The 13434-nt window shown below is 67.3% G+C and carries 13 protein-coding genes and 1 tRNA gene; 7 read left to right on the forward strand and 7 right to left on the reverse strand.

The features are described 5' to 3' along the window. Positions 1–3 precede the first annotated feature (3 nt). The 4 genes from AC3A6X_RS24235 to AC3A6X_RS24250 all read left to right on the forward strand — a co-directional run bounded on the left by AC3A6X_RS24235 (position 4) and on the right by AC3A6X_RS24250 (position 3717). Complete coding sequence (locus tag AC3A6X_RS24235) at positions 4–1497, forward strand: leucyl aminopeptidase (RefSeq protein WP_487844591.1); 1494 nt, start codon at positions 4–6, stop codon at positions 1495–1497. Positions 1498–1504: 7 nt separating this feature from the next. Next, the gene (locus tag AC3A6X_RS24240; protein ID WP_487844592.1) at positions 1505–1942 is read left to right on the forward strand and encodes a DNA polymerase III subunit chi; all 438 of its coding nucleotides are present in this window, start codon (positions 1505–1507) and stop codon (positions 1940–1942) included. After that, positions 1942–2364: a hypothetical protein gene (locus AC3A6X_RS24245; RefSeq protein WP_487844593.1), complete on the forward strand. Its 423-nt coding sequence runs from the start codon at positions 1942–1944 to the stop codon at positions 2362–2364. The genes AC3A6X_RS24240 and AC3A6X_RS24245 overlap by 1 nt, the downstream gene beginning before the upstream one ends. A 135-nt stretch (positions 2365–2499) precedes the next feature. Then, positions 2500–3717, forward strand: a complete 1218-nt coding sequence (locus tag AC3A6X_RS24250) for a branched-chain amino acid ABC transporter substrate-binding protein (RefSeq protein WP_106556657.1) — start codon at positions 2500–2502, stop codon at positions 3715–3717. Positions 3718–3766: 49 nt separating this feature from the next. Here AC3A6X_RS24250 and AC3A6X_RS24255 read toward each other — a convergent pair whose 3' ends face one another. The 4 genes from AC3A6X_RS24255 to AC3A6X_RS24270 form a co-directional block, all read right to left on the reverse strand. Beyond that, positions 3767–4156, reverse strand: coding sequence for a response regulator (locus AC3A6X_RS24255; RefSeq protein WP_487844594.1), 390 nt, complete (start codon positions 4154–4156; stop codon positions 3767–3769). A gap of 162 nt (positions 4157–4318) precedes the next feature. Then, positions 4319–4409 (reverse strand) — tRNA-Ser (locus AC3A6X_RS24260). 36 nt (positions 4410–4445) lie between these two features. Then, a complete protein-coding gene (locus tag AC3A6X_RS24265; RefSeq protein ID WP_106556659.1) occupies positions 4446–5375 on the reverse strand; it encodes an SPFH domain-containing protein in 930 nt (309 codons plus the stop codon). A gap of 35 nt (positions 5376–5410) precedes the next feature. Then, a complete protein-coding gene (locus AC3A6X_RS24270) occupies positions 5411–5836 on the reverse strand; it encodes an NfeD family protein (RefSeq protein WP_487844595.1) in 426 nt (141 codons plus the stop codon). Between the two features lie 116 nt (positions 5837–5952). On the opposite strand from AC3A6X_RS24270, the gene AC3A6X_RS24275 reads away from it, so the two are divergent. Next, positions 5953–8244, forward strand: a complete 2292-nt coding sequence (locus AC3A6X_RS24275; protein WP_487844596.1) for an Orn/Lys/Arg family decarboxylase — start codon at positions 5953–5955, stop codon at positions 8242–8244. A 6-nt stretch (positions 8245–8250) separates the two neighbouring features. Here the strand turns inward: AC3A6X_RS24275 and AC3A6X_RS24280 are convergent, their stop codons facing one another. Next, positions 8251–9120, reverse strand: coding sequence for an EamA family transporter (locus tag AC3A6X_RS24280; RefSeq protein WP_487844597.1), 870 nt, complete (start codon positions 9118–9120; stop codon positions 8251–8253). A gap of 192 nt (positions 9121–9312) precedes the next feature. On the opposite strand from AC3A6X_RS24280, the gene AC3A6X_RS24285 reads away from it, so the two are divergent. Then, on the forward strand, positions 9313–9870 hold the full coding sequence (locus AC3A6X_RS24285) for a fasciclin domain-containing protein (protein ID WP_487844598.1): 558 nt from the start codon (positions 9313–9315) through the stop codon (positions 9868–9870). 13 nt (positions 9871–9883) lie between these two features. Here the strand turns inward: AC3A6X_RS24285 and AC3A6X_RS24290 are convergent, their stop codons facing one another. Together AC3A6X_RS24290 and fabI are read right to left on the reverse strand one after the other, a co-directional pair. After that, positions 9884–10741, reverse strand: a complete 858-nt coding sequence (locus tag AC3A6X_RS24290) for a DNA ligase (protein ID WP_487844599.1) — start codon at positions 10739–10741, stop codon at positions 9884–9886. A gap of 75 nt (positions 10742–10816) precedes the next feature. Beyond that, positions 10817–11599, reverse strand: coding sequence for an enoyl-ACP reductase FabI (fabI, locus tag AC3A6X_RS24295; RefSeq protein WP_487844600.1), 783 nt, complete (start codon positions 11597–11599; stop codon positions 10817–10819). Between the two features lie 37 nt (positions 11600–11636). Between fabI and AC3A6X_RS24300 the strand changes: the two genes are divergently transcribed. Next, a complete protein-coding gene (locus AC3A6X_RS24300; RefSeq protein ID WP_487844601.1) occupies positions 11637–13433 on the forward strand; it encodes an extracellular solute-binding protein in 1797 nt (598 codons plus the stop codon). Position 13434: the final 1 nt, after the last annotated feature.

Raw genomic sequence — 13434 nt, forward strand, 5'->3', positions numbered from 1 at the left:
ATTATGGACTTTCAACTCAAGACCCTCTCCACCGCCCAGGCTGCCACCGAAAAATGCGATGCGCTGATCGTGCTCGCGGGAGCCGGCAACTCCCCCTCCAAGGACCCGATGGCGACCCTGCTCGCCGAAGCCCGCAAGGCCGGCGACCTGGGCGACAAGGCCGGCAAGCTGCTGGCCCTGTACCGCCCGCCGCGCGTGGCGGCGCCGCGCGTACTGCTGGCTTCGGTGGGCGACGGCAAGCCCGCCTCGGTGCGTGCTGCCGTGCTGGCCGCGGTCGCGGCGGCCAAGGCGGCGGACCCCAAGCGGGTGGCGATCGTCTTCGCCCAGCCCGCCGATGCCGAGGGCTTGCGCAGCGCGGTGATCGCGGCGGCCGATGCGAGCTATGTCTACACCGCCACCAAGTCCAAGCCCGAGCCGCGTTCGATCCGCCAGCTGGTGTTCGGCGTGGCCGATGCGGCCGACCTGCGCGAGGCCTTCGACGAGGCCGCGGCCACGGTCGCGGGCATCGAGCTCGCCAAGGAATGGGCCAACCGCCCCGGCAACCACTGCACCCCCACCATGCTCGCAGATGCCGCGCAGAAGCTCTCCGCGCTGCCGCAGGTCAAGTGCGAGGTGCTGGGGCCCAAGGAGGTCCAGAAGCTCGGCATGGGCGCCTTCGGCGCAGTCGCGCAGGGTTCGGCCGAGCCGCTGCGTTTCATCGTGCTGCGCTACCAGGGCGCCCCCAAGGAGCAGGCCCCCGTGGTGCTGGTGGGCAAGGGCATCACCTTCGACACCGGCGGCGTCTCGCTCAAGCCGGCGGCCGAGATGGACGAAATGAAGTTCGACATGTGCGGCGCCGCCAGCGTGCTGGGCGTGTTTCGCGCGCTCGGCGACATCCGTCCCGCGCTCAACGTCGTGGGCCTGATCCCCACCTGCGAGAACATGAACGACGGCCGCGCGATCAAGCCCGGCGACGTCATCACGAGCATGAGCGGGCAGACCATCGAGATCCTCAACACCGACGCCGAAGGCCGCCTGATCCTGTGCGATGCGCTGAGCTACGCCAAGCGCTTCGATCCGGCGGTGGTGGTCGACATCGCCACGCTGACCGGCGCCTGCGTGGTGGCGCTGGGCGGCGTGCGCAGCGGCCTGTTCGCCAGCGACGACGCACTGGCCGACGCGCTGCTGGCGGCCGGCGAGGAATCGCAGGACCGCTGCTGGCGCATGCCGCTCGACGACGATTACGCCGAGGGCCTGAAGACCAATTTCGCCGACGTGGCCAACGTCGCGGGCCGGGCCGGCGGCGCGGTCACGGCGGCCAAGTTCCTGCAGCGCTTCACGGGCGACTTCCCTTGGGCGCATCTGGACATCGCGGGCACGGCTTGGAAGAGCGGGGCGGCCAAGGGCGCGACCGGACGGCCCGTCGGACTGCTGCTGTCTTACCTTTTGACGCGAGCCCGCCAGGGCGCTGCCAGCCCGGCCACGCGCAAGGCGCGCAAGGCAGCCAAGGCGCGATAAGGTTTCCATGACCGAGATCGACTTCCACTTCAACACGCCGGACAAGCTGAACTACGCCTGCCGCTTGCTGCGCAAGGCCGTCGGCGCCCGTGGCGCGCGCGTGGTGGTGGTGGCCGACGCGCAGATGCTGGAAGCCATCGACCTCGCGCTCTGGACCTTCGCGCCTGCGGAGTTCATCGCCCACTGCCGCAGCGACGGCGAGCCGCACACCGTCGCGCGCTCGCCGGTGGTGCTGGCCGAGAGCGGCGATGCGACGCTGCCGCACCGCCAGGTGCTGGTGAACCTCGGGCACGCGGTGCCCGGCGGCTTCGAGCGCTTCGATCGGCTGATCGACATCGTGAGCGCCGACGACGCCGACCGGCAGGCGGGCCGCTCGCGCTGGCGGCACTACGCCGACCGCGGCTACGCGATCCAGCGCCACGACTTTGCCGGGAGTGCTGCCTGATGTCCGCGCGTACCCCGCCACGCTTCGTGCCCACGCTCACGACCGTGCTCGAGCTGCCGGCCGAGCCGGTGCCGGCGAGCGAGCCCACCCCCGAGCCTGCTTGCGAACCTGCCGTTGCGACTCCGGCAGCCGCCGTGGCGGACCCGGCGCAGGCTGTCGCGCTCAGCCCGCAGGCGATGCTCTCCGAGGCCGACGCCTTCCAGCTCGAGGAGCAACTGATTCACCGCGTGCTGCAGCGCATCGACCTCTCGCTGGAGGAGCGTTTGAGCGACACCGTGTCAGCCGCCGTTCAGCAGCAGCTCGACAACATGATCCCGCGCTTGCGCGGCGAAATCGAGACGGTGCTGCGCGAGCTGGTGAGCGAAGCGCTGGCCCAGGAGCTGTCCGACAACACAGGGTCAACGCCAGCTTTTGGCCCTTGATCCTTGGGCTACACTGCGCGCCAGGTCGAAAGCGCGAGGGCGCTGCGGGTCTGCGGCGCGGAACTTGCTGAGGGTTCGCGCACGGATCAAAAGGCCGTATTTCTGTACTCATCCACCAATACCTGGAGGTTCCTCATGCAATTGAAATGGACTGCAGTCACGCTGGCGGCGCTCACGCTCGTGGCTTGTGGCAAGAAGGAAGAAGCAGCGGCTCCGGCGCCCGCGCCGGCACCCACCGCAGCAGCACCTGCACCCGCGGCTCCTCCGGCCGATGCATTGGTGGTCAAGATCGGCCACGTGGGCCCCACCAGCGGCGCCATCGCCCACCTCGGCAAGGACAACGAACTCGGCGCGCGCATGGCCGTCGAAGACCTGAATGCCAAGGGCCTCAAGATCGGCGACAAGGTTGCCAAGTTCGAGCTGCTCGCCGAGGACGATGCGGCCGATCCGAAGCAAGGCACGGCAGTCGCCCAGAAGCTGGTCGACAGCAAGGTCAACGGCATCGTCGGCCACCTGAACTCGGGCACCACCATCCCCGCTTCCAAGCTCTACAGCGACGCCGGCATTCCGCAGGTCTCGCCTTCGGCGACCAACCCCAAGTACACCCGCCAGGGGTTCAAGACCACCTTCCGCGTGGTGGCTGACGACACGCAGCTCGGCGGCACGCTGGGCAAGTACGCGGTCGACACGCTCAAGGGCAAGAACATCGCCGTGATCGACGACCGCACGGCCTATGGCCAGGGCGTTGCCGAAGAGTTCGAGAAGGCCGTCAAGGCCGCCGGGGGCACGATCGTCGGCCACGAGTTCACCACCGACAAGTCGACCGACTTCAACGCCATCCTGACCAAGCTCAAGGGCGCCAAGCCCGACGTGCTGTTCTTCGGCGGCATGGACGCCGTCGGCGGCCCGATGCTCAAGCAGGTCAAGCAGCTCGGCATGAACGTCAAGTTCATGGGCGGCGACGGCCTGTGCACCGGCGAGTTGGCCAAGCTGGCCGGCGATGCGATCGGCGAAGAGATGGTGGTTTGCGCGGAAGCCGGCGGCGTCGAAGGCGACTTCAAGCAGCCGCTGGAAGACTTCAAGACCAAGTTCAAGACCAAGAACGGCGTCGACGTGCAGATCTATGCGCCGTACGTGTACGACGCGGTCAACGTGCTGGCCGAGGCCATGGTGAAGGCCGGCTCGTCCGATCCCGCGAAGTACCTGCCCGAGCTCGGCAAGATCCAGTACAAGGGCGTGACCGGCCCGATCGCCTTCGACGAGAAGGGCGACATCAAGAACGGCGCGCTGACCATCTACACCTACAAGGGTGGAGCCCGTACCCAGATCGCCGTGGTGCGCGGCGCGAGCTGAAGCAAGCCGCTTCATCCGCAAAGAGAAAGGGCCCCTCAGGGGCCCTTTTTTATTCCTTCATTGCTGCGCTGCTGCTGGCGTCGTTGCAGTAGTCGAAGAACGCCTCGAGCTCCCTCGACTTGTCGAACACGGCATCGGCCCCCAGCGCCGTGCAGCGCGCACGGATATCGGCATTGACGTAGTTGCTGAGGACCACCGCGCGCTGGCTCGCGCTGCGCTGCCTGCAGGTTCGCAGCACACCCAGCCCCGAGCCCTGCTTGAGGAAAATGTCCACCACCACCAGCTGCCAGTCGCCGGTGTGGGAGGCGAGCCAGGCGGCCGCCTCGTTTTCGCTCTCGGCACAGCCGACGACCTGGGCGCCGACCAGGTCCTCGAGGGCGGGGATCAGGTTGTCGCGGATCGTCTTGTTGTCTTCGACAAGGAAGGTGAAGAGCGCCATTGGCTTTCTTGCCTGTGAAGACGAAAGCCTACCGCGATGCAGCATGCGCCGCGGCGCCGAAGCCGCCCGCCGTGGCGTAGGAGAAAACGCACGCGTAAGCGGCAGTCGCGGCCGGCAGAAAGCAGCAAAAAGCCCGCTTGCGCGGGCTTCTTGAACTTTGAGTGGCGGAGCAGGCGGGATTCGAACCCGCGGAGGGCTATTAACCCTCACACGCTTTCCAGGCGTGCGACTTAAACCACTCATCCACCGCTCCGAAGCCCGCGATTGTAGCAGCGGGGATGGGGCGTTCTCAGGCGGTGCCCGAGGTCTTTCCGGCCTGCACCATGCGCATCGCCGAGGCGATGAGCGCCGCGGTCTCGTTCATGTTGCTCGGGACGATCAGGGTGGTGGTGGCGTCGGCCGCGACCTTGCCGTAGGCATCGACTGCGCGCTCCGCCACCTTCAGCTGCACGGCCTGTTCGCCGCCGGGCTGCCGGATTGCCGCGGCCACGCGCTCGATGGCGCCGGCGGTGGCCTCCGCCACCGCGGTAATGGCCGCGGCCTCGCCCTGGGCATTGTTGATCTGGGCCTGCTTCTCGCCCTCGGAGCGCGCGATGAAGGCCTCGCGCTCGCCGGTGGCAATGTTGATCTGCTCCTGACGGCGGCCCTCCGAAGCCGCGATCAGCGCCCGCTTTTCGCGCTCGGCCGTGATCTGGCGCTGCATGGCCTGCAGGATCTCCTTGGGCGGCGTCAGGTCCTTGATCTCGTAGCGCAGCACCTTCACGCCCCAGTTCAGCGCCGCCTCGTCGATGGCGGCCACCACCTGCGCGTTGATGATGTCGCGCTCCTCGAAGGTCTTGTCGAGCTCGAGCTTGCCGATCACGCTGCGCAGCGAGGTCTGCGCCAGTTGCGTGACGGCAACGATGTAGTTCGACGAACCGTAGCTCGCGCGCATCGGGTCGGTCACCTGGAAGTAGAGGATGCCGTCGACCTGCAGCTGCGTGTTGTCGCGGGTGATGCAGATCTGGCTGGGCACGTCCAGCGGAATCTCCTTCAGGCTGTGCTTGTAGGCCACCTTGTCGATGAAGGGGATCAGGAAGTTGGGCCCGGGCGTCATCGTGTTGTGGTACTTGCCCAGGCGCTCGCGCACCCAGGCGTTCTGCTGCGGCACGAACTTGATCGACTGGCTGATGACGATGATCGCGATGACCAACAGGACCAGGGGGACGGTGAATTCCATGAAGTTTCTTCCTCGTTGTGCTTGTTGCTTCGGTATCAGATCTTGTCGACGACCAGGCGGCTGCCGATAACCTCGGCCACGCGGTGTTCGCCGATGGCGGGCGTGGTGCCGGCGCGGGGCACCACGGTCCACTGTGCGCCGCGGTAGCGCACGGTGGCGGTGCCGTCGGGGTTCCAGGCATCGACGTAGATGCTCTCGCCGATGTCCAGGTTGATGTCGCGGTTGGCGGCAGCCGGCGGTTCGGCGGGGCGCTTGCGACGGATCAGGTGCCAGGCGATCACCGCGCCGACGCCGACCACCGCCGCCACGACCAGCTGGGTGCCCAGCCCCGCGCCGGCATGCGCCGAGATGGCCGCGGCCGCGAAACCCGCGCTCAACAGCAGCAGGTAGACGGTGCCGGACAGCAGCTCCAGCACGATGGCTCCCCCCGCAATCAGCCACCAGACGGTGGAACTCGCCATGTCACGACTCCTCTCAAAGTAAAGGCACGACATTCTGTGTCAAAAGGGCAGCGGTTCCTTCATCTGAATTCCGTACACTTCGCGCCTGTTTGCTTGTCCCGCCCCCGGAGCCCCCCATGAAATTCCGCTTTCCGATCGTCATCATCGACGAGGACTTCCGCTCCGAGAACAGCTCGGGCCTCAGCATCCGCGCCTTGGCGCAGGCCTTCGAGAGCGAAGGCTTCGAGGTCCTGGGGGTCACCAGCTACGGCGACCTGAGCCAGTTCGCGCAGCAGCAGAGCCGCGCCAGCGCCTTCATCCTGTCGATCGACGACGAGGAGTTCACCCCCGGCCCCGACCTCGACCCGGCGGTGCTGAACCTGCGCAACTTCATCGGCGAGGTGCGGCGCAAGAACGCGGACGTGCCGATCTACATCTACGGCGAGACCAAGACCTCGCGCCACCTGCCCAACGACATCCTGCGCGAGCTGCATGGCTTCATCCACATGTTCGAGGACACGCCGGAGTTCGTGGCGCGCCACATCATCCGGGAAGCCAAGTCCTACCTGGAAGGGGTGCAGCCGCCCTTCTTCAAGGCGCTGATCGACTACGCGGAGGACGGCTCCTACTCCTGGCACTGCCCGGGCCACTCTGGGGGCGTGGCCTTCCTCAAGAGCCCGGTCGGCCAGATGTTCCACCAGTTCTTCGGCGAGAACATGCTGCGCGCGGACGTCTGCAATGCCGTGGAGGAACTGGGCCAGCTGCTCGACCACACCGGCCCGGTGGCGGCCAGCGAGCGCAATGCGGCGCGCATCTTCAACGCCGACCACTGCTTCTTCGTGACCAACGGCACCAGCACCAGCAACAAGATGGTGTGGCACCACACGGTGGCACCGGACGACGTGGTGGTGGTGGACCGCAACTGCCACAAGTCGATCCTGCACGCGATCATCATGACCGGCGCGATTCCGGTCTTCATGAAGCCGACGCGCAACCACTTCGGCATCATCGGCCCGATCCCGCAGAGCGAGTTCGAGCAGTCCGCCATCAAGGACAAGATCCGCGCCAATCCGCTGCTCTCGCATGTCGATGCCGACAAGGTCAAGCCGCGGGTGATGACGCTGACGCAGTCCACCTACGACGGCGTGATCTACAACACCGAGACCATCAAGGGCATGCTCGACGGCTACGTCGACACGCTGCATTTCGACGAGGCCTGGCTGCCGCACGCGGCCTTCCATCCGTTCTACGGCGCCTACCACGCGATGGGCAAGCGGCGCGTGCGGCCGAAGGAGTCGCTGGTGTTCGCGACCCAGTCCACCCACAAGCTGCTGGCCGGGATCAGCCAGGCCAGCCACGTGCTGGTGCAGGACTCGCAGAACCGCGCACTCGACCGCGACCTCTTCAACGAGGCCTACCTGATGCACTCCTCGACCAGCCCGCAGTACGCGATCATCGCCAGCTGCGACGTGGCCGCCGCGATGATGGAGCCGCCGGGCGGCACCGCACTGGTGGAAGAGAGCATCCTCGAGGCGCTGGACTTCCGCCGCGCGATGCGCAAGGTGGAGGAGGAGTTCGGCAAGGACGAGTGGTGGTTCAAGGTCTGGGGCCCCGAGAAGCTGGTGGAGGAGGGCATCGGCCGCGCCAGCGACTGGATCATGCACGGCGAGGCGCGCAGCGCGAACGGCAAGAACGGCTCGCGCCACTGGCACGGCTTCGGCAAGCTGGCCGACGGCTTCAACATGCTCGACCCGATCAAGTCGACCATCGTGACGCCGGGCCTGGACCTGAACGGCAAGTTCGCTGCCACCGGCATCCCGGCCAGCATCGTCACCAAGTTCCTGGCCGAGCACGGCGTGATCGTGGAGAAGACCGGGCTCTACAGCTTCTTCATCATGTTCACCATCGGCATCACCAAGGGCCGCTGGAACACGCTGCTCACAGCGCTGCAGCAGTTCAAGGACGACTACGCGCGCAACCAGCCCATGTGGCGCATCCTGCCCGAGTTCTGCCAGAGCCATCCGGGTTACGAGCGCCTGGGGTTGCGCGACCTGTGCCAGCACGTCCATGAGCTCTACGCGCGCTACGACGTGGCACGGCTCACCACCGAGATGTACCTGAGCGACCTGACGCCGGCGATGAAGCCGAGCGACGCCTTCGCCCACATCGCGCACCGCAAGACCGAGCGGGTGGAGATCGACGAGCTCGAGGGCCGCATCACCACCAGCCTGATCACGCCGTACCCGCCGGGCATTCCGCTGCTGATCCCGGGCGAGGTCTTCAACAAGAAGATCGTCGACTACCTCAAGTTCGCGCGCGAGTTCAACAAGGAGTGCCCGGGCTTCGAGACCGACATCCACGGGCTGGTGGCGCGCATCGACGAGAGCGGCAGGAAGCGCTACTACGCGGACTGCGTGCGCGCCGCCTGAGCTTCTTCAACCCAGGCGCAGCATCATCACGCCGGCCACGATGACCAGCGTGCCGGCGGCGCGCTGCCAGCCGAAGGCCTCGCGCAGGAACAGCGCACCGATCAGTGCGGCGAACAGCACCGAGGTCTCGCGCAGGGCCGCGACGATCGCGATCGGGGCGCGCGTCATGGCCCACAGCGCGATGCCGTAGCTGCCCAGCGAGGCGGCGCTGCCGACCAGCGCCAGCTTCCATCGCCCTGCCATGTAGCCCAGGGCAGCGCGGCGCTGGCCGGGCCGGCGCCACAGCACCAGCAGCAGGAACGGAATGCCGTCGAACAGGAACAGCGTGGCGACGTAGGCCAGCGCATCGCCCGAGATGCGCACGCCGATGCCGTCGATAACGGTGTAGAGGGCGATGATGGCCGCATTGGCCAATGCGAAGGCCAGGGCCTTGCCGCGCCGGCCCTCGTCGTTCTCGCGCAGCGCGGAGGGCGACAGGCCCAGCGTGACCACCCCCACGCACAGCAGCGCGACACCGGCCCAGGCGGTCGCCGAGATCGCCTCGCCGATGAAGCTCAGGCTGCCCATCGCCACCAGCAGCGGCGCGCAGCCGCGCATCACCGGATAGGTGAGGCTCAGGTCCCCGTGCTTGTAGGCGCCGGTGAGCGCGATGTAGTAGCCGATGTGGATCAGCTGCGAAGCGGCCATGTAGGGCCAGGCGGCCACCGGCGGCAGGCCGGTCACCATCACCAGCGGAACCGCGATGAAGATGCCCACGCTGTGGACCAGCGCAGTGTCCAGCGCCTTGTCGCGGCCGGACTTGATGAGCGCGTTCCAGGCGGCGTGCAGCAGGGCGCCGAAGAGCACCGCGAGGACGACGGGGCCGCTCAAGGCCACCGCGTGTGCACTTCGAGGCGGCGGCAGCCGGTGGGTGCGTCGTGCGTCGAAAGGGGCGTGGACATGCGCCGATGGTAGCGGGGCTGAAATGCAGCATTGCGCCGCATGCAGGGAATCCGGCCGGGCGCGGACCCCGTATCGGTTGCAGCCGCCGCCATTCCGGCGCCGGTCTCAACCCCCAAGGAGCCTTTCATGAGCAGCAGATTCCACCGCCTCGCTTCCATCACCCTGGCCGTCGCGATGGCCGCAGGCGCCGCCGCGGCCTCCGCACAGGTCATGGTCGGCGGCGCGCCGATGTTCGCGACCAAGGACATCATCGACAACGCCGTCAATTCGAAGGACCACACCACGCTGGTGGCCGCGGTCAAGGCGGCCGGGCTGGTCGAGACCCTCAAGGGCCCGGGCCCCTTCACGGTGTTCGCCCCCACCAACACGGCGTTCGCTGCCTTGCCCGCCGGCACGGTGGATACGCTGCTCAAGCCCGAGAACAAGGGCAAGCTGACGGCCGTGCTGACCTACCACGTGGTGCCGGGCAAGCTCGACGCCGCGGCCCTGGGCAGCCAGATCATGGACGGCAAGGGCATGGCCACGCTCAAGACGGCCGCCGGCGGCACGCTGACGGTGAAGGAAAACGGCGGAAAGATCTGGGTCGGCGACGAGAAGGGCGGCTGGGCCACCGTGAGCACCGCCGATGTCTATCAGTCCAACGGCGTGATCCACGTCGTCGACAAGGTCCTGCTGCCCAAGTAAGGCGCGGCGGCGACTAGGAGGAGGACGCGATGTCCTCCCGCACCCTCAGAAAGCGCGCGAACCTCGGCAGGCCGCCGGGGTTCGTTCCGTTGAAGCGGTAGCTGACCCAGCTCCCCACGGCCGGCGGTTGCTCGCGCTGCGCATCGCTGAAGCCGCCGCCCAGCTTGAAGCGCCGGCCCTCGGGCGTCTCGACCAGCAGCGCGCCCATGCGGCCGGTATGCCGCCCGCGGCCCGGCACGTGCGCCAGCACCCGGGCCTCGGCATCCTCGTAGGGCTTGACCTTGAGCAGGTCGGCCGATCGTTCGCCCCGATAGAGGGACGAGCCCCGGTGCAGCATCAGGCCCTCGCCGCCCATGCGCACCGTCTTGTCGAGCAGCGCCTGCAGGTCCTCGTGCGTGGTGGCGCGCGCCTGGGGCACCGGCAGCACCCAGGGCGCAGCCGTCAGCGGCAGCAGCTTGCGCAGCGCCGCCAGCCGCGCCGTGAAGTCGCCGGGCTGCGCCGGGAGGTCGAAGACCATGAAGCGGATGTTGCGCCAGGCCGGCTCGTTCGGCGTCTGGTCGCGCACCGTGGACACCGTGTCCGCGAAGCGCCCGCGGCCGGCCCACAGCTCGCCGTCCATCGGCACGGCCGGCAGCGGCGCGGTGAACCAGGCGGGGGCGGCCACGCGCTCGCCGCCGCGCGTCCAGAGCTGCTTTCCGTCCCAGTAGCCGCGCATGCCGTCGTACTTCTCGCTCACCCAGTAGTCCGCCAGCGGCATGCCGCGGCGATAGACATCGGCCAGCATGAGGGCCGGTGCTGCGGCCGCTTGCGCAAGGGTGAAGGGCGCCAGCGCGAGCGCCGGGCCAAGAAGCAGAAGTTTTCGACGATCCATGTGTTGTTCCCTGAATTGATCTTCTTGTCGCAACGAAGCCGATCCGCCACCGGCAGAGGGCCGCGGACTGTGCGGCTACTCGGCGATGCCGCCCACCACCTGGCTGAAACCGCCGTCGACGTAGGTGATCTCGGCCGTCACGCCGCTGGCGAGGTCGCTCAGCAGAAAGGCGGCGACATTGCCCACTTCCTCGATCGTCACGTTGCGGCGGATCGGCGAGACCTCGGCCACCACCGAGAGGATCTTGCCGAAGCCCTTGATGCCGCTGGCCGCCAGCGTCTTGATCGGCCCGGCGCTGATGCCGTTGACGCGCATGCCCTTGGGGCCGAGCGACTCGGCCAGGTAGCGCACCGAGGCTTCGAGCGAGGCCTTGGCCAGGCCCATCGTGTTGTAGTTGGGCAGCACGCGCATCGAGCCCAGGTAGGTCAGCGTCAGCAGGGCCGACTTGTCGTTGAGGTAGGGCAGGGCCGCCTTGGCCATGGCCGGGAAGCTGTAGGCGCTGATGTCGTGCGCCACCTTGAAGCCCTCGCGCGACAGGCCGTCCAGGAAGTCCCCGGCGATGGCCTCGCGCGGCGCGAAGCCGATGCTGTGCACGAAGCCGTCGAACTTGGGCCAGGTCTGCGACAGGTCTGCAAACAGCTTGGCGATCTGGGTGTCGTCGCCGACATCGCAGTCGAAGACCAGCTTGGAGCCGAAATCGGCGGCGAACTCGGTGATGCGGTCCTTGAAGCGCTCGCCCACGTAGCTGAAGGCGACTTCGGCGCCTTGCTCGTGGCAGGCCTTGGCGATGCCGTAGGCGATGGAGCGGTTGCTCAGCACGCCGGTGATCAGGAATTTTTTGCCGGAAAGAAAGCCCATGAAGCGACCTCGTGAAAATCTTGGGCAGAATTCTCGCATGCGAGGTTGGCTGCTCTTGGTATTGGCGCTCTCGGCAGCCCCTTCGTGGGCCGCCCATGCGTACGCACAGTTCGGGGATATCAAGTACCCGCCGGGCTTCACGCATTTCGACTACGTGAACCCGGCAGCGCCCAAGGGCGGCGAGATCCGCATGGTGCCGCCCACGCGGCCCACCAACTTCGACAAGTTCAATCCCTTCACGCTCAAGGGCACGGCGCCCTACGGCATGGGCGCCCTGATGTTCGAGAGTCTCCTGGCAGGCAACTCCGAGGAGCCGACGACGGCCTATGGCCTCCTGGCCGAGGACGTCGAAGTCGCGCCCGACAAGCGCTCCGCCACCTTCCGCATCCATCCCAAGGCACGCTTCAACGACGGTTCGCCGGTGCTTGCGGCCGACGTCGTGCACTCCTTCACCACGCTCACCGGACCGCTGGCGGCACCCCAGTTCCGCACCATCTATGCGGAAGTGAAAGGCGTCAAGGCTGTCGACGAGCGCACGGTGCGTTTCGACTTCGCCAATCCCAATCCCGAACTGCCGCTGGTCGTGGGCGGCATGGCGGTGTTCAGCCGCGCCTGGGGCGCCGGCAAGCCTTTCGACCAGGTCACGACCGAGGTGCCGATCGGCTCGGGCCCATACAAAATCACCAACCCGCGCATGGGCCGCGACATCACCTACACCCGCGACCCGAACTACTGGGGGGGCGAGCTTCCGGTGCGCAAGGGCCTTTTCAACTTCGACCGCGTCACCTTCAAGATCTACCTGGACGACACCGCGCGCTTCGAAGGCCTCAAGGCCGGCGAGTTCGACTTCATGCGCGAGTTCACTTCGCGCAACTGGGCGCGGCAATACACGGGCAAGCAATTCACGTCGGGCGAGATCAGGAAGCGTGCCTTCGAGAACCAGAACCCCGGCGACTTCCAGGGCTACGTGTTCAACGTGCGCAACCCTAAGTTCAAGGACATCCGGGTGCGGCAGGCCATCGGACTCGCCTTCGATTTCGAGTGGCTCAACAAGCAGCTCTTCTACGGCCTGTACAAGCGCGTGCAGGGCTACTATCCCAACAGCGAGTTCCATGCCGAAGGGCTGCCCAAGCCGGACGAGCTGGCGCTGCTCGAGCCTCTGCGCGACAAGCTGCGGCCCGAGGTCTTCGGCCCGGCCGTGATCTCGCCGAGCACGGCGCCGCCGGGCAGCCTGCGCGAGAACCTGCGCCGCGCGCGCACGCTGCTGGCCGAGGCCGGCTGGACCTACCGCGACGGCGCGCTGCGCAACGAGAAGAACGAGGTGTTCACGATCGAGTTCCTGAACGATCAGCCTTCGCTGATCCGCGTCGTGACGCCGTTGCAGACGGCCTTGCTGAAGCTCGGTATCCAGATGAGCTTCCGCACGGTGGACTTCTCGCTTTCGCAGCAGCGCATGGACAACTTCGACTTCGAGATGACTTCCGTGCGCTTGCCCGGCAGCACGGCACCGGGCGGCGAGCTGCTGGAGCTCTTCGGCTCCAAGGCGGCAGCCACGCACGGCTCCCAGAACATCTGGGGCATTGCCGATCCCGCGGTCGATGCGTTGCTGCAGAAGGTGGTCGGCGCCACGACCCGTCCCGAACTGAGCGCCGCGATGCGCGCGCTCGATCGCGTGCTCTCGCACGGCTACTACTCGGTCCCGCAGTACTACGGCGACGCCTTCCTGATCGGCTACCGCCCCCGGCCCTTCGTTCTGCCCGAGGCGATCCCCCCGTACTACCAGGCCGACACCTGGGCCATGAGCACCTGGTGGGCATCGCCCGCCAACAAGTGAA

It is taken from the genome of Variovorax sp. Soil_C_12, from assembly GCF_057657375.1.